This is a genomic window from Serratia sp. 2880STDY5682894 (assembly GCF_001537385.1).
Lineage (GTDB): Bacteria > Pseudomonadota > Gammaproteobacteria > Enterobacterales > Enterobacteriaceae > Serratia > Serratia nevei.
Genome location: NZ_FCJA01000002.1, coordinates 194,631 through 216,824, shown reverse-complemented (window position 1 = coordinate 216,824; position 22,194 = coordinate 194,631). Strand labels below are relative to the sequence as shown.

The 22,194-nt window shown below is 61.0% G+C and carries 21 protein-coding genes; 4 read left to right on the top strand and 17 right to left on the bottom strand.

Annotated features, from left to right (window positions below):
* Positions 1-6 precede the first annotated feature (6 nt).
* The 5 genes from menH to idnO form a co-directional block, all read right to left on the bottom strand.
* Entirely contained in the window at positions 7-777 is a 771-nt protein-coding gene (gene menH, locus AWX27_RS05835; protein WP_060420066.1) for a 2-succinyl-6-hydroxy-2,4-cyclohexadiene-1-carboxylate synthase, read from the bottom strand.
* Entirely contained in the window at positions 774-2,450 is a 1,677-nt protein-coding gene (menD, locus tag AWX27_RS05830; protein ID WP_060420063.1) for a 2-succinyl-5-enolpyruvyl-6-hydroxy-3-cyclohexene-1-carboxylic-acid synthase, read from the bottom strand. The genes menH and menD overlap by 4 nt, the downstream gene beginning before the upstream one ends.
* Before the next feature lie 379 nt (positions 2,451-2,829).
* Entirely contained in the window at positions 2,830-3,141 is a 312-nt protein-coding gene (gene elaB, locus AWX27_RS05825) for a stress response protein ElaB (RefSeq protein WP_025160172.1), read from the bottom strand.
* Between the two features lie 81 nt (positions 3,142-3,222).
* Positions 3,223-4,254 (bottom strand): L-idonate 5-dehydrogenase, encoded by a 1,032-nt coding sequence (gene idnD, locus AWX27_RS05820; protein ID WP_060420060.1) that lies wholly within the window; start codon positions 4,252-4,254, stop codon positions 3,223-3,225.
* 22 nt (positions 4,255-4,276) lie between these two features.
* A complete protein-coding gene (gene idnO, locus AWX27_RS05815) occupies positions 4,277-5,041 on the bottom strand; it encodes a gluconate 5-dehydrogenase (RefSeq protein WP_060420057.1) in 765 nt (254 codons plus the stop codon).
* Positions 5,042-5,309: 268 nt separating this feature from the next.
* Here idnO and AWX27_RS05810 point away from each other — a divergent pair, with 268 nt between their 5' ends.
* Positions 5,310-6,293 (top strand): LacI family DNA-binding transcriptional regulator, encoded by a 984-nt coding sequence (locus AWX27_RS05810; protein WP_060420053.1) that lies wholly within the window; start codon positions 5,310-5,312, stop codon positions 6,291-6,293.
* Here the strand turns inward: AWX27_RS05810 and AWX27_RS05805 are convergent.
* Positions 6,273-6,782 (bottom strand): DUF1097 domain-containing protein, encoded by a 510-nt coding sequence (locus AWX27_RS05805; RefSeq protein WP_033635316.1) that lies wholly within the window; start codon positions 6,780-6,782, stop codon positions 6,273-6,275. The genes AWX27_RS05810 and AWX27_RS05805 overlap by 21 nt on opposite strands.
* A 130-nt stretch (positions 6,783-6,912) precedes the next feature.
* Positions 6,913-8,148, bottom strand: coding sequence for an MFS transporter (locus AWX27_RS05800; protein ID WP_060420051.1), 1,236 nt, complete (start codon positions 8,146-8,148; stop codon positions 6,913-6,915).
* A 289-nt stretch (positions 8,149-8,437) separates the two neighbouring features.
* Here AWX27_RS05800 and AWX27_RS05795 point away from each other — a divergent pair, with 289 nt between their 5' ends.
* From AWX27_RS05795 to AWX27_RS24390, 3 genes are all read left to right on the top strand, one after another.
* Entirely contained in the window at positions 8,438-9,313 is an 876-nt protein-coding gene (locus AWX27_RS05795; RefSeq protein ID WP_033635319.1) for a LysR family transcriptional regulator, read from the top strand.
* Positions 9,314-9,438: 125 nt separating this feature from the next.
* A complete protein-coding gene (locus tag AWX27_RS05790) occupies positions 9,439-9,699 on the top strand; it encodes a type II toxin-antitoxin system RelE family toxin (protein ID WP_033635320.1) in 261 nt (86 codons plus the stop codon).
* An 18-nt stretch (positions 9,700-9,717) separates the two neighbouring features.
* Complete coding sequence (locus AWX27_RS24390) at positions 9,718-10,083, top strand: helix-turn-helix domain-containing protein (RefSeq protein ID WP_072022352.1); 366 nt, start codon at positions 9,718-9,720, stop codon at positions 10,081-10,083.
* A gap of 65 nt (positions 10,084-10,148) precedes the next feature.
* On the opposite strand, the gene nuoN is transcribed toward AWX27_RS24390, so the two are convergent.
* From nuoN to nuoE, 10 genes are all read right to left on the bottom strand, one after another.
* The gene (gene nuoN / locus AWX27_RS05780; RefSeq protein WP_033635324.1) at positions 10,149-11,606 is read right to left on the bottom strand and encodes an NADH-quinone oxidoreductase subunit NuoN; all 1,458 of its coding nucleotides are present in this window, start codon (positions 11,604-11,606) and stop codon (positions 10,149-10,151) included.
* Positions 11,607-11,612: 6 nt separating this feature from the next.
* The gene (nuoM, locus tag AWX27_RS05775) at positions 11,613-13,142 is read right to left on the bottom strand and encodes an NADH-quinone oxidoreductase subunit M (RefSeq protein WP_025303660.1); all 1,530 of its coding nucleotides are present in this window, start codon (positions 13,140-13,142) and stop codon (positions 11,613-11,615) included.
* A 95-nt stretch (positions 13,143-13,237) separates the two neighbouring features.
* Positions 13,238-15,085: an NADH-quinone oxidoreductase subunit L gene (nuoL, locus tag AWX27_RS05770; RefSeq protein ID WP_019453716.1), complete on the bottom strand. Its 1,848-nt coding sequence runs from the start codon at positions 15,083-15,085 to the stop codon at positions 13,238-13,240.
* Positions 15,082-15,384: an NADH-quinone oxidoreductase subunit NuoK gene (gene nuoK / locus AWX27_RS05765; protein WP_004936014.1), complete on the bottom strand. Its 303-nt coding sequence runs from the start codon at positions 15,382-15,384 to the stop codon at positions 15,082-15,084. The genes nuoL and nuoK overlap by 4 nt, the downstream gene beginning before the upstream one ends.
* A complete protein-coding gene (gene nuoJ, locus AWX27_RS05760; RefSeq protein ID WP_019453717.1) occupies positions 15,381-15,938 on the bottom strand; it encodes an NADH-quinone oxidoreductase subunit J in 558 nt (185 codons plus the stop codon). Before nuoJ ends, nuoK begins: the two co-directional genes overlap by 4 nt.
* Before the next feature lie 13 nt (positions 15,939-15,951).
* Entirely contained in the window at positions 15,952-16,494 is a 543-nt protein-coding gene (nuoI, locus tag AWX27_RS05755; protein WP_025160170.1) for an NADH-quinone oxidoreductase subunit NuoI, read from the bottom strand.
* A gap of 14 nt (positions 16,495-16,508) precedes the next feature.
* Positions 16,509-17,486, bottom strand: coding sequence for an NADH-quinone oxidoreductase subunit NuoH (gene nuoH / locus AWX27_RS05750; protein WP_004936022.1), 978 nt, complete (start codon positions 17,484-17,486; stop codon positions 16,509-16,511).
* Positions 17,483-20,221: an NADH-quinone oxidoreductase subunit NuoG gene (gene nuoG / locus AWX27_RS05745; RefSeq protein WP_031300541.1), complete on the bottom strand. Its 2,739-nt coding sequence runs from the start codon at positions 20,219-20,221 to the stop codon at positions 17,483-17,485. Before nuoG ends, nuoH begins: the two co-directional genes overlap by 4 nt.
* 76 nt (positions 20,222-20,297) lie before the next feature.
* Entirely contained in the window at positions 20,298-21,644 is a 1,347-nt protein-coding gene (gene nuoF, locus AWX27_RS05740) for an NADH-quinone oxidoreductase subunit NuoF (protein WP_004936030.1), read from the bottom strand.
* Complete coding sequence (gene nuoE, locus AWX27_RS05735; protein ID WP_015378580.1) at positions 21,641-22,192, bottom strand: NADH-quinone oxidoreductase subunit NuoE; 552 nt, start codon at positions 22,190-22,192, stop codon at positions 21,641-21,643. The genes nuoF and nuoE overlap by 4 nt, the downstream gene beginning before the upstream one ends.
* Positions 22,193-22,194 lie beyond the last annotated feature (2 nt).

The following is a 22,194-nucleotide window of genomic DNA, read 5'->3' as shown; positions in this document are numbered from 1 at the left end:
GTTCCTTTAACCAGGGTTAACGAGAAAGGTCTGCAGCTCGGCGACGAAATCCTGCGGATTGGCCAGATGCGCGTTGTGCCCGGCCTGCGGCACGATGCGCAACGGCAACCCGGCGTCGCGCGCCAGCCGTTGAAATTTGGGGTCGTTCTCACCGCACAGCACCTGCAGCGGCACGCTCAGTTGGCGCAGCTGCGGCGCCAGATAGGGCTGCCGCCCGAGCGACGTGGCTTCGAGCATGTCGGCGATCGCCGGGCCGCTGTTGACCGAGCGTGCGGCGATCAGCGCCTGGCGGTGCACGTGGCTAAGCTCTTTGAACACCGGCTGCTGATACCAGTCCGCCAGGACCTCGGCGATCGGCTCACTGCGAAAACGCGCCGCCCACAGCGCATCCTGTTCGCAGCGCCGACGGCGCTGCTCTTCGTCCTCCAGCCCCGGGTTGCCGCCCTCGACGATCACCCCCTGCAGGCCGGCATGGCGGCCGTGGCAGGCGTGATACATGGCGATGCGCCCGCCGAGCGAGTAGCCCACCAGCCAATAGCGTTCGATATTGCGCAGCTGCAGCGTGGCGGCAATCTGCGCGCTGATGTCGTCGAAGCCGTGGCAGCTCACCGCCACGGAATCGCCGTGGCCGGGCAGATCGATGGCCAGCGACGGCCATTCCGGGCAGCGTGCGGCGATCACCCGCCATTCATTGTTGTTGCCGAGCAAGCCATGCAGCCACACCAGCCACGGGCGGCCCGCTTCGCCCTGTTGCAAAATTCGCGTCGCCAGCATCATTGCACCGCCATCTGTTGCACCAGGTATTGCAGGCTTTCGGCCCCCGCGCTCGGCGGCACCTGCAGTTCGATAAGCGTAGCGCCGCTGCGCCGCCAGCCTTGTTCAACCGCCTGTTGCAGCTGGCTCCAGTTCTCCGGCCGCGCGTAACCCAGCTGGAACATCGCCGCCGCGTGGCTAAACTCGACGTTCTGCGGCATGCAGTAAAAGCGCTGACGATCCTCTTCCGGCGTCGGCAGCAGCGAGAAAATTTGGCCGCCGTTGTTGTTGACGACGATCAACACCGTTGGCGCCGAGCTCTGGCGCAGCAGCGCCAGCGCATTGAGGTCATACAGAGCGGAAAGATCGCCCACCACCGCCAACGTCGGCCTGGCGGTTGCGCGCTGCACGCCGGCGGCGGTGGAGACCAGGCCGTCGATGCCGCTGGCGCCGCGGTTGCTGAATACCGGGTAGGCGACGGGCAATGGCGTTAACGCGTCAATCAGTCGCACCACCAGGCTGTTGCCGAGAAACAGCTGGCCGTTCTCCGGCAGCAGTTCCGGCAGGCGATGCGCCAGCTGCGCTTCGCCAAAGTTATCGTGCAGATGCGTGGATGCCGCCGTCAGCGCCTTATCCGCCAGAGCGGCCAGCCCGGCGGCCCACGGCGCGCGCGGCTGTGCCGGGTGCTGCGCCAACCACTGCGCCACGCCGGCGCGCAGTCGCCGCCCCCGGTGCTGGGCCGGATCGAGCCGCCCCGGCAGCTCGTCGATGACCCAATACTCTTCCGGCCGGCACTGCGCCTGCCACTGCAGCAGGCGTTTGCCGGTCAGGCTGCCGCCGAACTGCACCACCAGTTGCGCATCTTGCAGTACGCGCTGCGCCTGCGGGTGAGCGAGCCACAAATCGGCGCAGGGCAGCGGTTGCCCGGTCTGCGACAGCACGTCGCCGATCAGCGGCCAGCCCAGCGTTGCGGCCCATTCGGCCACCTGAGCGCCCTCTTGCGCGCTCATGCGCCCGGCCAGCACCACGCCGCGTTTCTGCCGCCAGAAGAACCAGTCCGGCTGCGGCAATGGCGCCGCATGCGTCTCGCTTTCCTGCAGCCACGGACGATCGCTCTGCCACCAGTCGCCCAGCGCGGCGGACCAATCGGCATAGTGACGTTCGTCGCCGCCGTACAGCGGCTCGGCGAACGGGCAGTTGATATGCAAAGCGCCGTGTTGCAAGCGCGCCATCGCGCTGTCGACGCTGGAGGCCAGCCACGCGGCCGGAATATCCGGCGTAGGACGCGGCAGATCGATCGCCAGCGTCGGGTGGCTGCTGTAGAGGCCGCTTTGACGGATCGCCTGATTGGCGCCGCAGTCGATCAACTCCGGCGGCCGATCGGCGGTGAGAAACACCAGCCGCTCACCGGTCAGGCCGGCTTCGATCAACGCGGGATAAAGGTTCGCCGCCGCGGTGCCGGACGTGACGATCACCGCCACCGGCTCACGCGCCGCCTTCGCCAGCCCAAGCGCCAGATGGCCGAGCCCGCGCTCATCAAAATGGGTATGACAGATAAACGATCGGTTGGCCGCAGCGGCCAGCGTCAGCGGCGTGGAGCGCGATCCCGGAGCGATACAAACATGCCGTACCCCATGGCGGGCCAGCGCCTCGAGCAGCACAGCCGCCCACCGGCGATTAAAAACACTTGTCGACATAGTTCGCTCACAAGTCAGTTAGCAGAGATCGTCTCCGGCGCAGCCGACGGACGCCGCGCCTGTAGTTACGCTCTGTATTATATGAGGTGTTATTTTCACGGCTTTTGCGCCAGCGCAAGAACGCCGTATATCCCTGGGTGTTTACACCAGATAATTATTTGATTTATAACAAAAAATAAACAATAAAGACACAAATACTTTACACTTGCGGCGGCGCCGGCTCAATCCGTCCATACAAAAACAAGGGAAATAGAGGCGCTCCGACGACGGCTAGCGGGAAGTATAGGCGGGATAAGGGAAAGCCAGCGGGGAAACAGCGAGATGAACAACACAGTCTGCAGAAAAGCACGAGGCGGCCTGCGCCGCCCCGATGCCGTCATTATTTACGGGCCAGCAGCAGCCCCAGCACCAGCCCAACGGTGGCGCCGATACCTACGCTGTGCCAGGGTTTATCCCGCACGTAGTCGTCGGTGCGATGTACCGCTTCTTTGGCGCGCGCGTAGTAGGATTCACCGGTGTTCGCCCAGCGCGCCTTGACCTCACTCAGCGCCTGCTCGGCGTGCGACTTGATGTCGACGTAAGCCTGATCCGCGCGATCGCCGGTGTATTGCAGCACTTCTTCCAGCGTCTCGGTCAGCATTCTCAGATCGTCATCCAGCGTAGTTTGCTCAGCATCCGTATGTCTTGCCATCGTGAGATCTCCGTGGTTGAAAAATTAAGCGTTCCTACACTATAGACAAGAATCGCCGCCTGCGGCCATCGGACTTTTACCCTAAAACACCAATTGCACCTTGGCGGCCTGGCGCTTATCGCCGGCAAACTCCAGCGCCTGCGCCAGCTGCCCGCTGGCGAACTCCGCCGACAGCAACGGCAGCGGATCGACCACGCCGTCGGCCAGCCACGCCACCGCCAGCGCAAACTCCGCCACGAAGCGGAAGGATCCGAGCAGGTTCAACTCCTTGGCGATCAACAACATCAGCGGGAAATCGGGAAAGCTGCCACCCATGCCCACCTGCACCACGGTGCCTTTGGCGCGGGTGATCTCCAGACAGCGCTGCAGCGACTGCGGATGCCCCGCCACTTCGAAGGCGACGTCGAAATACCCCTTGCCCTGCTGATAATCGCTAACATCGTCGTCCGCGGCATGCAGGCACCGATCGGCCCCCATTTGCCTGGCGATCGCCAGGCAGCGCGGGCTGAGATCGGCACAGACAATCTCGGCGGCGCCCAGCGCTTTCAGCGCCGCCACCAACAGGCAGCCGATCGGGCCGACACCGGACACGAAGACCTTTTTTCCCGTCACGTCGCCGGGCTGTTTCGCTGCGTGGATCGCCACCGCCAGCGGTTCGGCGAACACCATCACCCTGTCGTCGCGATCGGCGCCGTAAGGGACACACTGCGCGCTATCCACCACTTTGTATTGGGTAAAAGCGCCGTCAACGTGCGGAAAATACATCGCGCTGCCGAAAAAACGCATCTCGACGCATTGATTGCTTTGCTGCGCCAGACAGTATTTGCACTGCCCGCAGGGTTTGCTGGGATTGAGCGCCACCTTCTGCCCGACCGGCAGCCGCGGTGAATCGCTGGCGACCACCTCGCCGATCACCTCATGGCCCAGCACCATCGGCTGACGCACCTGAAAATTGCCGACCTTGCCTTCCTGAAAGTAATGCAGATCCGAGCCGCAGATACCGCCGCGGCTGATTTTCACCAGCGTTCCCTGCCCCCGGTAATCCACTTCTTGCGCGATCACCGCCACGTCTCGTTTGCCATTGACCACGCAGGACTGAGTTTGAATTTTCATCTCAAGACTCCACGAAAAAAGGTTACACCGCCGCCGACATGCCGCCATCGACAAACAGCAGCTGCCCGTTGACGAAGGCGGAGGCGTCGGCGGCCAGGAACACCGCCGCGCCGATCAGCTCCTGCGGATCGCCCCAGCGCGCGGCGGGTGTGCGTTGGGTCAGCCAGGCGGTGAAGGCCGGATCGTCGGCCAGCGCCTGCGTCATCTCGGTTTTGAAATAGCCGGGGGCAATGCCGTTGACCTGAATGTTGTAGCGTGCCAGCTCCACGCACATGCCGCGCGTCAGCATTTTCACCGCCCCCTTGGACGCCGCATAAGGGGTGATGGTGTCCCGCCCCAGCTCGCTTTGCATCGAGCCGATGTTGACTATCTTGCCGCGCCGGCGCGGCACCATGTAACGCGCCACGGTTTGCGACACAATGAAGACCGCCTTCTGGTTGACGGCGATGATGTCGTCCCAGTCTTGCTCCGGAAACTCGGTGAACGGGTGGCGGCGCTGGATGCCGGCGTTGTTGATCAAAACGTCAATCGCGCCGATATCCGCTTCGATACGGTCGATGGCGGCCTGCACCGCCTGGGAATCGGTGACGTCGAACGCCACCGCATCAGCACGCAGGCCCTCTTCGCGCAGGCGCTCGGCAGCGTGCCGGGCATGTTCTTCGGTGGTGGCGTTGACCAGAATATGTGCGCCTTGCTGCGCCAGGCCGCGCGCCAGCAGAAAACCGATGCCGCGCGAGGCGCCGGTGATCAAGACGATTTTGTTATCCAGTGAAAACAGATTGTTCATGGTGATTCCCGGCCATCAGGCCTCCAATCGGACAGGCCTCTATCTCAGCCGATTGTTACCGGTAAAAACGTGATGGAAATCACTGAAAATCATGTTACGAAACCCTGATACCCTTAACGTGATCTCACGCAGGCAGCACGCGGGTAAAAATCAGCTATCCGATTGAAAAATGGCTATTTTCAATAGAGGTGCATTCATTGTTATCGCCAAATCGATTTGTTAACATACCGCTATCCGCCCTTGCCGCGCCGCCCGTGAAGGCCACCGAATGAAACACCCCCGCGTTACGCTACAGGACATCGCACAATTGGCCGGCGTGACCAAAATGACCGTCAGCCGCTTCCTGCGCACGCCGGAAAAAGTGGCGGCCGGCACCGCCGAACGCATTGCGCAGGTCATGCGGGAGCTGAACGTCACCGGCGCCGATGCCGCACAGGCCGGCAGAAAACCGCGCCTCGGCGTGCTGATCCCCTCTTTCAACAACCAGATCTTCGCCGATCTGCTGGCCGGCATCGAATCCGTTACCCAAGCACGGGGTTACCAAACGCTGGTGATGAACTACGATTACAGCCCGCAACGGGAAGAAGAGCAGATCGCGCAGCTGTTGAGCTACCCGATCGCCGGGCTGATCCTCACCGATTCTGCGCATACCTTGCGCGCAGAGACCTACCTCGGCGCCGCCAAAATCCCCCTCGCGCAGGTGATGGATCTCGACGCGCCGCCGGGGCGGATTGCGGTGGGGTTCGATAATGAACAGGCGGGGTATGACATGACCGAAGCGCTGCTCGCCAGCGGCAAACGGCATATCGTTTACTTTGGCGCCATGTCGGACGCCCGCGACAATAAACGCTATCGGGGGTACTGCCGCGCCATGGCGGCTCAGGGGCAAACGCCGCGTCAGATCGCGCCGCATCGGGTCTCTTCGGTTTCGATCGGCGCCGACATGCTGGCGATGGCGCGCGAACGCTACCCGCAGCTCGACGGTATCCTGTGCACCAACGACGATCTGGCAGTGGGCGTGTTGCAGGCCTGTCTGCGTCTCGGCGTGCGCGTGCCGCAAGAGGTTGCGTTATCGGGATTTCACGGCCTGGATATTGGCCAGGCGACCACGCCGAGCATCGCCAGCGTGATCACGCCGCGCTTTGACATGGGGAAAACCGCCGCCGAAATGCTGCTGTTGCGGATCGCGGGCGAACCTTGCGCCGAGCGCCACGATCTGTATTACCGCCTCTCACTCGGCGGCACCGTTTGAGCCGGCATTCGAGCCCATCGGCGGCGTAGCGCGGGCTTTTTCGCTGCGCGCCGCCCACCACAAACCGCTGTTTTTCATCGCATAGCCGAACAGCAGGCCCACCAGCAGGGAAAGCGTCACCAGCGGCCAATCACCGCCGCCGGCGAAGGTCGCGCAGGCGCCGATAAAGGTGCCGGGCACGAACCCCAGCCACTGCTGTTTAGCCTGAATGCACATCAGGAATGCCACGACGCCGGTCAGCAGATACCCCAAGAGATTCCACTGCGGCGCCAGTTCGCTGCCGTGGATGATCGCCATTGCCCAGAAGACGCCGCTGCAGCAGGTCAACGCGCCGATCACCAGCCCTTTCAACCCACCCTGCGGGCAGGCGAAATACGCCGTGCAGCCGAGAAAACCGGCCCAACCGATCAGCCCCAGACTGACGGCAACCCAGCCCCACACGCCGGAGAGGATCCCGGTAGTAACGGCAATGGCGAAAAGAACGTTCATAAAGCGACCCGCGGCAAAAAGAAAGCGCGCAGTTTACCCGAAAGCCGGTCATTTCATGTGATTAAAATCACAATATAAATGCAATTAAAGAATAATTAATTAAATAAAAGAGACTTCAATCACAAAACTATTAACGTGGGAACCCAGCACGTACCGTCATCCATGCCAACAACAGGCATACCGTGGTGCTGCTCAGGAACAGCAGATGGGTTGCCTGCTGTAGATCGACACGGTCGACCACGATCCCCAGCAAGATAGGCACCCAGTTGGCGATATAAGCGATAACGTAAAACAGCGAAAGCAAACGTGCATGGCTGGCCGGCGGCGAAATCAGGTTTACCAGGGTCGCGCTGCCAACGAAAATGGCGCCGTAAGCATAGCCGGCCACCACCAGCCCCGCAGCCGCCAGCCACAGTGAATGCCACTGGATCGCCACGGCGAATACCACCGCCGCCAGCACCTGCGCCAGGCAACCGAACAACAGCGAATGGCGGGCGTTAAGGCGGCGGCTCAGGATCTGGCTGATACCGGCGATCAACAGATAAACCGCAATCGCATAGCCAAAGACGCCTCGAGCGTGCAGGCCTAACAGCGTTTCCGCCACGCTGGGGCCGATAGCCAAAATGCTGGCGGCCAGGGCCCAACAGATAAACAGCGCCCCGGCACAGACATAGAATTTACCGCTGGTGGCGCGCAGGCCATCGAGCAGCGAGCTTTTTTCTGTCGCAGCCGGCGTAGCATGGGTCGGCGCCGTAACCACGCCACGCGGCCACGAGAACATCACGCCCAACGCAGCCACGGCGGCAATGACCATGATGAAAACGAACGGCAGCGTCGTGGGATGAAAACCGGTCTGCAAAGCGATGCCGCTGAAGATCGGGCCCAGCGCCAATCCTGTGGTAAAGGACAACGTGGCGATCAGCGCGGCGTTTTTACCGCCGTCTCGTGGCCCAAAACGCACCAACGCGATGTTTGCCGCACCGGTCAATGCCCCGGTGCCCACCCCGGCTAACAGTCGCGCCATGAGCATCATGGCAAAGGTATCAGCCCGCGCGAACAGCAGCGCACCGCTCAACACCACCAGCAATGCCGGCACGATCATGCTGCGCAAATCCTTCACTTTGCCGGACAGATTGCCGACGCCGAACAAAGCGATCAGCACGCCGGCGGCGTAAGCGCCGTAAACGACGGTCAGGCTGACGGAGCTCAGCGCAAGCTGCTGCTGATACAGCGGATACAGCGGCGTCGGCGCACTGCTGTTCAGCAATGCCGACATCAGTGCCAATGCCAGGAACAATAGAATACCCATGCGCGATGCCTGCGCGTTTTTCGGCACCGTGTCCTGGATGGCGGTATTTTCTGACATGCTTTAACTCCCAAAGTCGGCAGGTGGCGGCCTGCCATCGACGTTTTTCCTCACCCGACGAGCCGGGAACGGCGCTTATCATAGCGTTACGGCGACGGGCGAAGTATCGTCAAGAATGAATCACCCTGATGCATTCTTGCATCACCGGAGAAATAACCGCCGATGTGCAGGCCGTTAACCGTCTTTGTCTCCCCCCGGACGGAACAACGCTTTATGATAGAAACCGTTATTGTTCGCCTGGCTTGGCCCGTGCCCCACGGTGCCGACAAATCTGCAGAGAGGAAATGGCATGATGAATTGGGACGACGCGCGCTTCTTTTTGGCCGTCGCACGCTGTGGCACGCTACGCAAAGCCGCCAGCCAGCTGCATGTCGATCAGGCGACCGTCGGTCGACGGCTGTCCGCTTTCGAAGATGCGCTCGGCTCCAAGCTGTTTATCCGCACGCCGAAATCCTTCGCCCTCAGCCCGCTGGGGGAGGAAATGCTGGCGGACGTGATGAAAATGGAAAATGCGGTGCAGGCGATCAACCGTAAAGCCGCCAGCGGTGACGAAAGCCTGAACGGCAACGTGCGCATCGCCACCACCGACACCCTGGCCGAAGCCTTCGTGATGCCGGCGCTGCAAGATCTGCGGGAACGCTACCCCGCCATCACCGTCACGCTGTTAACGGCGCTGAACATCGCCGATATCTCTTACCACGGCGCAGATCTGGCGATCCGCGGCGCCCGCCCCGATGACGATGAGCTGATCATCAAACGCTTAGCCACCATCGAAATGGGTCTGTACGCCTCTCAGCACTACCTGGCGCGGCGCGGCATGCCGGTCAGGGGCGAGCAGCTGCGCGGCCACGATCTGCTGATGTTCCCGCGCGAGCTGGTGCCGCGCCACTGGAACAATTTCTGCGGCGAGGCTCTGCACGAGCCCAACGTCGTGCTGCAATGCAATTCGCAGCTGCTGCTGCGCTCCGCCACCCGCAGCGGGCTGGGCATCGGCCTGCTCTCCGCGTTTTTGGCGGACAAAGACCCGGAGCTGGTGCGCCTGCTCCCGGAGAACAAAGACTGGGTGGATATCTGGCTGGTGCTGCATCCCGATTTGCAACGCGCCGCCCGCGTGCGCGCGGTGGTGCAGGCGCTGGAAACGTCGTTTAGCGTCCATTACGGCTGAGTGCCGACACGTGGAGAAACATCGCTGATGTCTCACGTATCCTTCTTCGTCCAAGATTGAAATAATAAGATATAAAGCTTATTATCTAATCACTGCACAGGACGTGCATTCGGCCCGAGGGAACAATGGCAAAGATCAGCTGGTCACGTAAAGCACTGAAACAATTGATGACACTGCCTTCTCAGAACCGGTTGGCCATTGCGCACAAGGTTGAACTCTTGGGCACTTTCCCGACCGTCAGACTGGACATTAAAAAGCTGCACGGTACCGATAACCAGTACCGTCTACGCGCAGGGAACTACCGCATTATTTTTGAGATCGTCGATGATGAACCTGTCGTGTGCCTGATTCAGCAGGTAAAACGCAGAACATCGACAACTTATTGAAAGTCAGAGGTATGCCGAATGGCGAAGTTACAGTATATCCATGATGACTCCGGCCAGCCGCTCTATGTGGTATTGCCGCTCGATGAGTATAAAAGGCTTGTGAGACAGCAAGAGGACTACGAGCCTCTTCCCTACCATGCCGATAAGCATGATGATGAAACCGTCCCCCATGAAGTCGTTTCCATCATGCTGGATCAAGACGTCAGCTTGATTGCCGCTTGGCGAATTTTCCGTGGCCTCTCGCAATACGATGTAGCGGAAAAATTGGGCACGACACAATCCGCCGTTTCCCAATGGGAAGCCCCTCACTCGAAACCACAAAAGAAAACCCGGGAAAAGCTGGCTGTCCTCTATCGCTGCCAACCGGCACAAATGACGTTGTAATAGCTTCTTTCCCCCGCCCATAAAAAAAGGTCGCCGAAGCGACCTTTTTACCGTCTGAAGCGTTATCAGAACGTCGGCTGAGCCATCTGCACCAGCGAAATCAGCGGCTGCGGATAGACGCCCAACAGCAGCACCAGCGCGGCTGAGATCAGCACCACGACGCCACCGGCGGTCAACGCCCAGTTGTTCGGGGTATCGCGCTGCAGCGATTCCGGCGCGCTGAGGAACAGGCTGACGGTCACGCGCAGGTAGTAGTACAGGCCGATGGCGCTGCCTACCACGACTGCGCCGGTCAGCCACCACAGGTGTGCGCTGACACCCATCGCGATCACGAAGAACTTACCGATAAAGCCCAGCGTCATCGGGATACCGGCCAGCGACAGCATCATCACCGTCATCACCGCGGACAAGATTGGCTTGTGCCAGAACAGACCACGGTAAGAGAACAGCGAATCCGCATCCGGGCCGCGGTACGGGCTGGACATCAGGCTGACCACGCCAAAGGCGCCCAGGCTGCTGAACAGGTAACCGGCCAGGTAAACGCCGGCGGTTTCCAGCGACAGCTGATGGGTTTGCACCGCAATCAGCGCCACCAGCAGGTAGCCCAGGTGAGCGATCGACGAGTAGCCCAGCAGACGCTTGATGTTGGTCTGGCTGATGGCCATCAGGTTACCGAACAAGATAGAGCAGAACGCGATGATCGACAGCACCATGCGCAGCGCCTCGTTGTCGGCGGCCGGGGCATACAGGAACAGACGCATCACGACCGCGAAGATCGCGATCTTGCTGGCGGTCGCCAGGAAGGTCGAGACCGGCGCAGGCGCGCCCTGATACACGTCCGGCGTCCACAGTTGGAACGGCACCAGCGACAGCTTGAAGCCCAGACCGACGATCATCATGCCCATACCGGCCAGGATCAGCGGCTGGTGCATCATGTTTTCCTGCAGGCTCTTGCCGAGGCCGGCCAGCGACAGATCGCCGGACTCGGCATACAGCAGCGCCATGCCGAACAGCAGGAACGACGACGCGGCGGCGGACAGCAGCATGTACTTGATGGCGGCTTCCAGCGGGCGCTTCTGGCGGTAGGCGTAGCCCACCAGGCCGAACAGCGGCAGCGAGATCAGCTCGATACCGATGAACAGCGAAGCCAGATGGTTGGCGCTCGCCAGCAGGATGCCCCCCATGGCGGCGATCAGCACCAGCAGGTAGAACTCTTCGCGGTTATCCGGATAGCCGACCAGCCACGGATACGCGAAGGTGCAGGTCGCCAGACTCGCCAGCAGCACCAGCCCGGTGTAGAACATCGAGTAACCGTCAACCCGCAGCAGCGGGGTGACGTCCATTGGGCCTGCCTGGCCGACAAAGTACAGCGAAAGCAGCGCCAGGTTGAGACCGATCACGGTCAGGGTGGCGTTGATAAAGTGGTCGCGTCGCCACGCAATGCCTAGCATCACAACCACCACCGTCAATCCGACGATCAACAGCGGCAGCAGTGCGATCAGTTGTTGAGGAGTTATTGTCATGGCGAATTACGGCCTTGTTGTTGAAATTGCTGAAACTGACGAACCAAACCAGTGTTGCACGTTGCTCATCGCCGCGTTGGAAGTATCCAGAATCGGCTGCGGGTAAACCCCCAGTAGAACCAGCAACACCACCAGCAGCAGAATGATGAACAGCTCGCGCGCGGTCATGCCCTGCAGCGGCTGGTCGGATTTAGGCGCACCGTAATAAGCGCGCTGCATCATGATCAGCGAGTAAACCGAAGCGAACACCAGACCGAAGGTAGAAATCACGGTGATCACCGGCACCACCTGGTAGCTGCCGAACAGAATCATGAATTCGCCGACGAAGTTACCGGTACCCGGCATCCCCAGCGTAGCCACGGCGAAGAACAGCGACAGCGCAGGGATGAACTTGATCCGCCCCCACAGGCCGCCCATCTGACGCATGTCGCGGGTATGCAGACGCTCATACAGCTGGCCGCAGATGATAAACATACCGGCGGCGGACAGACCGTGCGCGATCATCTGGATCACCGCGCCCTGGTAAGCCAGCTGGCTGCCGGTGTAGATGGCGATCAGCACGAAGCCCATGTGCGAAACCGAGGTGTAGGCGATAAGACGTTTGATGTCGGTCTGCGCGAACGCCATCCAGGCGCCGTAGAAGATACCGATCACGCCCAGCCACATGGCGATTGGCGCAAACTCGTGCGAAGCCTCAGGGAAAAGCGGCAGGCTGAAACGCAGCAGGCCATAGGCCGCCGTTTTAAGCAAGATGCCCGCCAGGTCGACGGAACCTGCGGTCGGTGCCTGGCTGTGCGCGTCCGGCAACCAGCCGTGCAGCGGCACCACCGGCATTTTCACCGCGAAGGCGATGAAGAAGCCCAGCATCAACAGATATTGCACGTTGTGGGACATCGGCGTTTGCAGCAGGTCTTCGTAATCGAAGGTCCACACGCCGGTCGCGTTGTAGTGCACGAACACCAGGCCCAGGATCGCAATCAGCATCACCAGACCGCTGGCCTGGGTGTAGATGAAGAACTTGGTCGCCGCGGTGATACGGGTTTTACCGTCCGACGCCTTGTGGCCCCACAGCGCGATCAGGAAGTACATCGGCACCAACATCATTTCCCAGAAGAAGAAGAACAGGAACATGTCGATGGCGAGGAACACGCCGATAACGCCGCCCAGGATCCACAGCAGGTTGAGGTGGAAGAAGCCCTGATACTTCTGGATTTCACGCCAGGAACAGAGGATCGCCAGCACGCCCAGCAGACCGGTCAACACCACCATCAGCAGCGACAAGCCGTCCAGCGCCAGGTGGATGGAGATGCCGAAGCGCGGGATCCACGGCAGCAGGAATTCGCTCTGCCACTGCGGAATGCCTTTCGGCGTGGTCAAGGTATAGCCGCCCTGCATCCACAGCTGCAGAGAGAGCGCCAACGTCAGCCCCATTGCGATCAGCGCTATCCAGCGCGGCACCTTAGTACCGAAGCGCTCAAGCTGCCAGCACAGCAGACCGCCGATAAAGGGGATAAGAATTAGCCAAGGTAATAGCATGGCGTTTTGTGTCCCTTATACGAATAATTTCAAACTTTGTACGTAGCGCCTGCCCGGCGCTACGCCCGAAAAATGCGTCTGTTTAAATTATTCAATTAAACCAAAATCAACAGAGCCAATACGACCACTGCACCCACACCCATAGACGCTATATACCAACGCACCTGACCGTTCTCGCTCACCGTCAGACCGCGGTTCCCCCAGCGGGAGAAGACGGCCGGCAGGTTCATCAGCGAGTTCAGCGGATCGCGCTGCAGCAGCTTCGCAATGCCCAGGTACGGCTTGACGAACACTTTGTCATACAGCCAGTCGAAGCCCCAGGCATGGAACCACCAGGTCGAGAAGAAACGCCCCGGCGCGCTGTTGGCGATGCTGTTGACCAGGCTACGTTTGCCCAGCCACAGCGCGGCCGCCAGCAGAATGCCGACGATAGCCACCACGCCGGAGGTGATTTCAAGCGTCAGCACGCTGCCGTGCGCCAGCTCGGTCGTATCCGGCAGCACGCCCTGCAACGGCGGCACGATCATCGCGCCGACGAAGGTGGACAGCACCAGCAGAACCAGCAGCGGCAGGTGGTGAGTGATGCCTTTACCGGCATGCGCTTTGATTTTCTCTTCGCCATGGAACACGATGAAAATCATACGGAAGGTGTACAGCGAGGTCATGAACGCGCCGACCAGGCCGGCCACCATCAGGTTGATGTGGCCGTTGGCCATCGCGCCCGCCAGGATCTCGTCCTTACTGAAGAAGCCGGCCGTGACCAGCGGCAACGCAGACAGCGCCGCGCCACCCACCAGGAAGCAGACGTACACCAGCGGGATGCTCTTGCGCAGGCCGCCCATCTTGAAGATGTTTTGCTCGTGGTGGCAAGCCAGGATCACCGAACCGGACGACAGGAACAACAGCGCCTTGAAGAACGCGTGGGTCATCAGATGGAAGATCGCCGCGTCCCATGCCTGCACGCCCAGCGCCAGGAACATGTAACCGATCTGGCTCATGGTGGAGTAAGCGAGCACGCGCTTGATGTCGGTCTGCACCAGCGCGGCGAAGCCGGCCAGCAGCAGAGTGACCGCACCGACGATGCCCACCAGGTGCAGCACTTCCGGCGCCATCAGGAACAGGCCGTGCGTACGGGCGATCAGATAGACGCCCGCGGTCACCATGGTCGCCGCGTGGATCAGTGCGGAAACCGGGGTTGGGCCCGCCATCGCGTCCGCCAACCAGGTTTGCAACGGCAGCTGCGCCGATTTACCGACCGCGCCGCCCAGCAGCATCAGGGTCGCCCAGGTGATGGCCGTATCGCCCACCGCCAGTTTCTGCGGTGCCAGGATCATCAGCTCGCGGATATTCAGCGTGCCCAGCTCGTTGTAGAGGATGAACAGCGCGAACGCCAGGAACACGTCGCCCACGCGGGTCACGATGAAGGCTTTCATCGCCGCCGCGCCGTTGGCCGGATCTTTGTAGTAGAAACCGATCAACAGGTAGCTGCACAGGCCCACGCCTTCCCAACCCAGATACATCAGCAGCAGGTTGTCCGCCAGCACCAAGACCACCATGCTGGCGATAAACAGGTTGGTGTAAGCGAAGAAGCGCGAGTAGCCCTCTTCACCGCGCATGTACCAGGAGGCGAACATGTGGATGAAGAAGCCGACGCCGGTGACCACCGACAGCATGGTCAGCGACAGGCCGTCCAGCACCAGGGTCACGCCGATATTGAAGTTGCCGACGGCCATCCAGGTCCACAGGCTTTGCTCGAACAGCTGCACGCCGGCGGCTTTCTGGGCGAAGAAATCCATCGCCACATACACCGTGACCAGCGCAGCCAGGCCGATAGAGCCCACGCCGACGGTGGCCGCCGTGTTCTCAGACCAACGACCGCGGGAAAATGCCAACAGCAGGAACCCGATCAGCGGTAGCAGAATTGTTAAATATAATAGGTTCATCCGCGCATCTCACTGACAGTATCAATATTCAGGGTATGACGACGACGGTAGAGCTGCAGCAGCAGCGCCAGGCCGATACTGGCCTCGGCTGCCGCCAGGCTGATCGCCAGGATGTACATCACCTGACCGTCCGCCTGGCCCCAGTAGCTTCCCGCCACGATAAACGCCAACGCCGCAGCGTTGATCATCACTTCCAGGCTGATCAGCATAAACAGCAGGTTGCGGCGCACCAGCAGCCCGGTCAGCCCGAGCACAAACAGGATAGCCGCCAGGATCAGGCCGTGTTGAAGAGGGATCATGCTTGCTCCTCCGATTTTCTTCTCGCCATTTCGCCACTCGCCGGCGCGTTGCTCAGCACCTCGCCAGGCTTGTGCTCGCGGCCGATATGGAAGGCGACAACCAGACCCGCCAACAGCAGCATTGAGGCCAGCTCAACCGCCAATACGTAAGGCCCGAACAGGCTGATGCCCACCGCCTTCGCGTCGACCATCTCGCCGCTGATACCCTGGTCGGATACGCTGCGGATCGCGACGATCAATACCACCAGCAGCGCCAGCGACAACAGGCCAGGCCCGATCCACACCGTCGGCTTCATCCAGTCGCGCTCTTGCTGCTGCACGTTGCCGAGGTTCAGCATCATCACCACGAACACGAACAGCACCATGATGGCGCCCGCATAGACGATGATTTCCAACGCGGCGGCAAAGTAGGCGCCGAGCGAGAAGAAGACTGCCGAGATCGCCAATAACGAGACGATCAGATACAGCAGCGCATGCACAGGGTTGGTATGGGTGATCACGCGAATCGTCGCGGCCACCGCAATCAAACCTGCCAGGTAAAATGCAATTTCCATGCTTGCTGGCTCCTTAGGGCAACAGACCTTTGACGTCGATCGGTTTGGCTTCGTTTTCGGCTTCGCCTTTGGCTTTGCCGTCAATCGCCATACCGGCCATCCGGTAGAAGTTATATTCCGGATATTTACCCGGCCCCGAGATCAACAGATCTTCTTTTTCGTACACCAGATCCTGACGCTTGTACTCACCCAGTTCGAAATCCGGCGTCAGCTGGATAGCGGTAGTCGGGCAAGCCTCTTCGCACAGGCCACAGAAAATGCAGCGCGAGAAGTTGATGCGGAAGAACTCCGGATACCAACGGCCGTCTTTCTGCTCCGCTTTTTGCAGCGAGATACAGCCGACCGGGCAGGCCACCGCACACAGGTTACAGGCGACGCAGCGCTCTTCGCCGTCCGGATCGCGCGTCAGCACGATGCGGCCACGGTAGCGCGGCGGCAGGTAAACCGGTTCTTCCGGATACATCTGGGTTTCGCGCTTGGCGAAGGCATGCATGCCAATCATCCAAATGCTGCGCACCTGGGTGCCGAAACCAACCACTAACTCTTTCAATGTCATGGTTTATTCACCCCTTATTGAGCGTTGTACAAAATGACCGCGGCGGTTGCCAGCAGGTTCAGCAGCGTCAGCGGCAGGCACACTTTCCAGCCGAAGGACATCACCTGGTCATAACGCGGACGCGGCAGCGCGGCACGGATCAGGATGAACATCATCATGAAGAAGGCCGTTTTCAACGCGAACCAGATGAATGGCGGCAGGAACGGACCCTGCCAGCCGCCGAAGAACAACGTCACAATCAGGGCGGACACGGTGACGATACCGATGTATTCCCCCACGAAGAACAGACCGAACTTCATGCCGGAATATTCGATGTGGTAACCGTCGGCCAGTTCCTGCTCGGCTTCCGGCTGGTCAAACGGGTGACGGTGGCACACCGCCACGCCGGCGATCGCGAAGGTCACGAAGCCGAAGAACTGCGGAATGACGTTCCAGACGTGCGCCTGGGATTCAACGATGGCCTGCATGTTGAACGAATCCGCCTGCATCACCACGCCCATCAGCGACAGGCCGATGAACACTTCGTAGCTCAGGGTTTGCGCGGAGGCGCGCATCGCGCCCAACAGCGAGTATTTGTTGTTGCTCGACCATCCGGCGAACAGCACGGCGTACACCGCCAGGCCGGCCATCATCAGGAAGAACAGAATACCGATGTTGAGATCGGACACCGCCCAGGTCGGGCTGACCGGAACGATGGCAAATGCCAGCAACAGGGAAGTAAAGGCGATCATCGGCGCCAGGGTGAAGATCACCCGGTCGGAGAATCTCGGTACCCAGTCTTCCTTGAAGAACATTTTGATCATGTCGGCGACCAGCTGCAGCGAGCCGCCCCAGCCTACGCGGTTCGGTCCGTAGCGGTTCTGGAACAGGCCGAGCAGACGGCGTTCGCCGAAGCTCATGAATGCCCCGCACGCCACGACCACCAACAGGATCACGACCGCTTTAAGAATGGCGATCAGAATGTCGATCACCTCAGGGGTAAACCAGCTCATCGTGCTGCCTCCCGCAGATTGTCTACCTTAGCACCCACCAAGATCGGCGGGATCCCTGGCAAGCCGAGCGGCAAACCAACCTGGCCCTGGGTCAGGGTTTCACTCAGACGCACCGGCAGACGCAGGGTCTGACCCGCACAGCTGAACTCCACCAGGCTGCCCGCGTTGACGCCAAGCGTCGCCGCGTCGGCCGGGTTGACCATCACGTAGGCTTCCGGCATGCGCTGCTGGATCACGTGAGAGCGCTGCGACATTTCGTCGCTGCCGAACAGGTGGTAGTAAGGCGCGACACGCCAACCGTCGACCGGATTGAACGCGGCAGGCACGCGATCGAAGTAACCGAGGCTGCCCTCCCCCGCTTCGATCAGGCGCACGCCCGGATCGCCGTGGCGCAGTTTGCCGCCCACTTCGGCCTGGAACTTGTTCCATGCCTGCGGTGAGTTCCAGCCTGGCGCCCAGGCGAACGGGATCTGCTGACGATCGGCCAGCGGGCTGTTGTTCCCTTCCATCGAGAAGGCGAACATGGTGTCTTTATCCTGTGGCTGACGCGGCTCGTGCACGCTGATGTTGGCGCGCATGGCGGTACGGCCGCTGGAGCGGTGCGGCGAACGCGCCAGCTTCTGACCGCGAATGCGGAAAGTCGCGTCCGGCGCAGCGTCGACGATGCCCTGCAGCTGCGGCAACGCGGCGACGCAAGCGGCGATCACGTCATCGAGCTGGGTCCAGTCCACGTGGCGGCTGGTGTAGGTGGAGTGCAGCGAGTGCATCCAGCGCCAGCTTTCCAGCATCACGGTGAACTGATTCTTCTTGGCGTCGTCGTAGTAAGCCGGATCGTATACCTGGAAGAAGCGCTGCGCGCGGCCTTCCTGGTTGATCAGCGTACCGTCGCTCTCGGCGAAGCTGGCCGAGGAGAGGATCAGGTTGGCTTTGTCCATGATCGCAGTGCGCTGGTGGTCGGCGACGATCAGGTTGTTGACCTTGGCCAACGCCGCATCCACCTGCGCCGCCGGCGCATGACGATAGAGATCGTTTTCCATCACGATGGCGGTGTCTGCTGCGCCGCTCGCCAGCTGTTCCAGCGCCTGATCGAGCGAACCGCCGCCGATCATCGCCAGGCCCATGCTGTTGGCTGCGCCCGCCACGAAGGTGATGCCGACATCGGAACCGCGGCCCTTCAACGCTTTGGCGATGTTGGCCGCCGCTTCGATGATGGCTTCGCTGCCAGCGTTGCTGCCGGTCACGATCAGCGGTTTGCGTGCGCCGGTCAGCGCCTGCACGATGATATCGACTTTCTTGTTCAGGCCTTCAGCCAGATCGTTCACCGCCGGCGCCGCGCTGTCCAGCGCGTGAGCGATGGCGAAGCCGAAGCGCGCCTGCTCGTCCACCGGCGCGCGGTAGTTCCAGGCGGCGATGTCGTCCAGACGGGTGTTGTCGACGTTGGTGGTGAACAGCGGGTACTTGGCGTGCTGACCTATGTTCTGCACCGCCGCGATCTGCCAGTCGGCCACGCGTTGCGCCGCCGCCATCGCGCGGGCTTTCCCCTTGACGGCCTGGCGCACGGACAGCGCGATACGCGCACCGGTTTGCGTCAGGTCTTCGCCCAGCACCAGCACCGCGTCGTAATCTTCGATCTCACGCAGCGCCGGCGTATGGACGCCGCCGTTTTTCAGCACGTTCAGCATCAGCGCCAGGCGTGATTGCTCCGCCTGAGCGATACCGGTGTAGTAGTTCTCGGCGCCGACCAGCTCGCGCAGCGCGAAGTTGCTTTCCAGGCTGGCGCGCGGGGAGCCGATGCCGATGGTTTTCTTCGCCTGACGCAGGATGTCCGCCGCGCCCTGCATCGCCTGCTCGGCATTCAGGGTGATCCAGTCATCGCCGCGCAGCTGCTGCGGTTGACGCGGACGATCTTTCTGGTTGACGTAGCCGTAACCGAAACGGCCGCGGTCGCACAGGAAGTAGTGGTTCACGCTGCCGTTGTAACGGTTTTCGATACGGCGCAGCTCGCCATAGCGTTCGCCCGGGCTGGTGTTACAGCCGATGCTGCACTGCTGGCAAATGCTCGGCGCGAACTGCATGTCCCATTTACGGTTGTAGCGTTCGGAGTGCGTTTTGTCGGTGAATACGCCGGTCGGGCACACTTCCACCAGGTTGCCGGAGAACTCGCTTTCCAGCGTGCCGCTTTCCGGGCGACCGAAGTAGACGTTGTCGTGCGCGCCGTACACGCCGAAGTCGGTGCCGTCCGCATAGTCTTTGTAGTAACGCACGCAGCGGTAGCAGGCGATACAGCGGTTCATCTCATGCGAGATAAACGGCCCCAGCTCCTGGTTGTTGTGGGTGCGCTTGGTGAAGCGGTAGCGGCGGAAGCTGTGGCCGGTCATTACCGTCATATCCTGCAGGTGACAGTTACCGCCTTCTTCACAGACCGGGCAATCGTGCGGGTGGTTGGTCATCAACCACTCGACCACGCTTTCACGGAACTGCTTCGCTTCACCGTCATCGATGGAGATGAAGGTGCCGTCGGATGCCGGGGTCATACAGGACATCACCAAACGGCCGCGCGTATCTTCCGCGTTTTGGTATTGCTTTACCGCACATTGGCGGCAAGCGCCGACGCTTCCCAGCGCCGGATGCCAGCAAAAGTAAGGAATATCAAGGCCGAGGGAAAGACAAGCCTGCAGCAGGTTGTCCGCTCCGTCTACCTCATACTCTTTGCCGTCTACATGAATCGTAGCCATAGTCAGCATGCTTCCAAGTGGCCTGCCTTGCGGCAGGCGTTAATCAAAAATTCTGGCCGTGTTCGGGCGAGTCGGCTTACCAGCGCTGCTTCAGCAGATTGTTCGGCTGAATGCCGCCAATCGCATGGGCGTTGCCGAAGTGCTGCACGGCGATGCCCGCCTCGAACTCTTCACGGAAATATTTAATCGCGCTTTGCAGTGGCTCTACGGCACCTGGCGCGTGGGCGCAGAAGGTTTTGCCCGGGCCGAGGGAACGGCACAGCTGTTCGAGGGTTTCGATATCCCCCGGCTGCCCTTCGCCGTTTTCCAACGCACGCAGGATCTTCACGCTCCACGGCAGGCCGTCGCGGCATGGCGTACACCAGCCGCAGGACTCGCGGGCGAAGAACTCTTCCAGGTTACGCACCAGCGGCACCATGCCGATCTCGTGGTCTACCGCCATCGCCAGCGCGGTGCCGAGACGGCTGCCGGCTTTGCCGATCGCGCCGTATTCCATCGGCAGATCGAGGTGATCGGCGGTCAGGAAGTCGGTCCCCGCACCGCCCGGCTGCCAGGCTTTGAAGCGCAGACCGTCGCGCATGCCGCCGGCGTAGTCTTCCAGGATCTCGCGCGCGGTGGTGCCGAACGGCAACTCCCAGACGCCCGGATTTTTCACCCGGCCGGAGAAGCCCATCAGCTTGGTGCCTTTGTCTTCACTGCCGGAGATGCCGGTGTACCACTCCACGCCGTTCGCCAAAATGGCCGGCACGTTGCACAGCGTTTCGACGTTGTTGACGCAGGTCGGCTTGCCCCATACGCCGGCGCTGGCCGGGAATGGCGGCTTGGAACGCGGGTTGGCGCGGCGGCCTTCCAGCGAGTTGATCAGCGCGGTTTCTTCGCCGCAGATGTAACGGCCGGCGCCGGTGTGCACGATCAGCTCGAAATCGAACCCGGTGCCGAGAATGTTCTTGCCCAGATAGCCGGCTTCGGTGGCTTCCGCGATGGCGCGACGCAGGTGCGCCGCCGCTTCGATGTACTCACCGCGCAGGAAGATGTACCCACGGTAGGCTTTCAGCGCGAACGCGGAGATCAGCATGCCTTCCACCAGCAGGTGCGGCAGCTGCTCCATCAGCAGGCGGTCTTTATAGGTGCCCGGCTCCATCTCATCGGCGTTACACAGCAGGTAACGGATGTTCATGGATTCGTCCTTCGGCATCAGGCTCCACTTCAAACCGGTGGAGAAGCCCGCGCCGCCGCGGCCCTTCAGCCCGGAGTCTTTCACCAGGCTGACAATCTCGTCCGGGGCCAGGCCTTTGAGGGCCTTTTCTGCACCGGCATAGCCGTTTTTGCTGCGGTACTCGTCCAGCCACAGCGGCTGCTTGTCATCGCGCAGACGCCAGGTCAGCGGATGCGTTTCGGGAGTGCGTACAATGTGCTTGGTCATTGATACTGCTCCAGTAGCGTCTCGATATCTTCAGGCTTCAGCTGACTGTGAGTGTCGTCATCAATCATCATGGTCGGCCCTTTATCGCAGTTGCCCAGACAGCAGGTCGGCAACAGCGTGAAGCGGCCATCAAAGGTGGTTTGACCCGGCTTGATGTTCAGCTTCTTCTCGATAGCGGCCTGAATGCCCTGGTAACCGGTGATGTGACAAACAACGCTGTCACAATAACGGATCACGTGACGTCCTACTGGCTGACGGAAAATCTGGCTGTAGAACGTGGCCACGCCTTCTACGTCGCTGGCGGGGATGCCCAGCACTTCCGCGATGGCGTAAATCGCACCGTCCGGAACCCAGCCGCGCTGCTTCTGCACAATTTTCAGTGCTTCGATGGAAGCGGCGCGCGGATCCTCGTAATGGTGCTTTTCGTGCTCGATCGCATCACGTTCTTCCGCGCTCAGTACAAATGCATCAACGCCGCTCTGAGGAGCGGCTGCGTTGATGGGCTCGAGCGCATCATTGACTGCGTGATTGTCTTTTTGATCATGCATAG

Coding starts and splice junctions, on each gene's coding strand:
- menH (WP_060420066.1), bottom strand. CDS start 777: ATGATGCTGGCGACGCGAATTTTGCAACAGGGCGAAGCGGGCCGCCCG.
- menD (WP_060420063.1), bottom strand. CDS start 2,450: ATGTCGACAAGTGTTTTTAATCGCCGGTGGGCGGCTGTGCTGCTCGAG.
- elaB (WP_025160172.1), bottom strand. CDS start 3,141: ATGGCAAGACATACGGATGCTGAGCAAACTACGCTGGATGACGATCTG.
- idnD (WP_060420060.1), bottom strand. CDS start 4,254: ATGAAAATTCAAACTCAGTCCTGCGTGGTCAATGGCAAACGAGACGTG.
- idnO (WP_060420057.1), bottom strand. CDS start 5,041: ATGAACAATCTGTTTTCACTGGATAACAAAATCGTCTTGATCACCGGC.
- AWX27_RS05810 (WP_060420053.1), top strand. CDS start 5,310: ATGAAACACCCCCGCGTTACGCTACAGGACATCGCACAATTGGCCGGC.
- AWX27_RS05805 (WP_033635316.1), bottom strand. CDS start 6,782: ATGAACGTTCTTTTCGCCATTGCCGTTACTACCGGGATCCTCTCCGGC.
- AWX27_RS05800 (WP_060420051.1), bottom strand. CDS start 8,148: ATGTCAGAAAATACCGCCATCCAGGACACGGTGCCGAAAAACGCGCAG.
- AWX27_RS05795 (WP_033635319.1), top strand. CDS start 8,438: ATGATGAATTGGGACGACGCGCGCTTCTTTTTGGCCGTCGCACGCTGT.
- AWX27_RS05790 (WP_033635320.1), top strand. CDS start 9,439: ATGGCAAAGATCAGCTGGTCACGTAAAGCACTGAAACAATTGATGACA.
- AWX27_RS24390 (WP_072022352.1), top strand. CDS start 9,718: ATGGCGAAGTTACAGTATATCCATGATGACTCCGGCCAGCCGCTCTAT.
- nuoN (WP_033635324.1), bottom strand. CDS start 11,606: ATGACAATAACTCCTCAACAACTGATCGCACTGCTGCCGCTGTTGATC.
- nuoM (WP_025303660.1), bottom strand. CDS start 13,142: ATGCTATTACCTTGGCTAATTCTTATCCCCTTTATCGGCGGTCTGCTG.
- nuoL (WP_019453716.1), bottom strand. CDS start 15,085: ATGAACCTATTATATTTAACAATTCTGCTACCGCTGATCGGGTTCCTG.
- nuoK (WP_004936014.1), bottom strand. CDS start 15,384: ATGATCCCTCTTCAACACGGCCTGATCCTGGCGGCTATCCTGTTTGTG.
- nuoJ (WP_019453717.1), bottom strand. CDS start 15,938: ATGGAAATTGCATTTTACCTGGCAGGTTTGATTGCGGTGGCCGCGACG.
- nuoI (WP_025160170.1), bottom strand. CDS start 16,494: ATGACATTGAAAGAGTTAGTGGTTGGTTTCGGCACCCAGGTGCGCAGC.
- nuoH (WP_004936022.1), bottom strand. CDS start 17,486: ATGAGCTGGTTTACCCCTGAGGTGATCGACATTCTGATCGCCATTCTT.
- nuoG (WP_031300541.1), bottom strand. CDS start 20,221: ATGGCTACGATTCATGTAGACGGCAAAGAGTATGAGGTAGACGGAGCG.
- nuoF (WP_004936030.1), bottom strand. CDS start 21,644: ATGACCAAGCACATTGTACGCACTCCCGAAACGCATCCGCTGACCTGG.
- nuoE (WP_015378580.1), bottom strand. CDS start 22,192: ATGCATGATCAAAAAGACAATCACGCAGTCAATGATGCGCTCGAGCCC.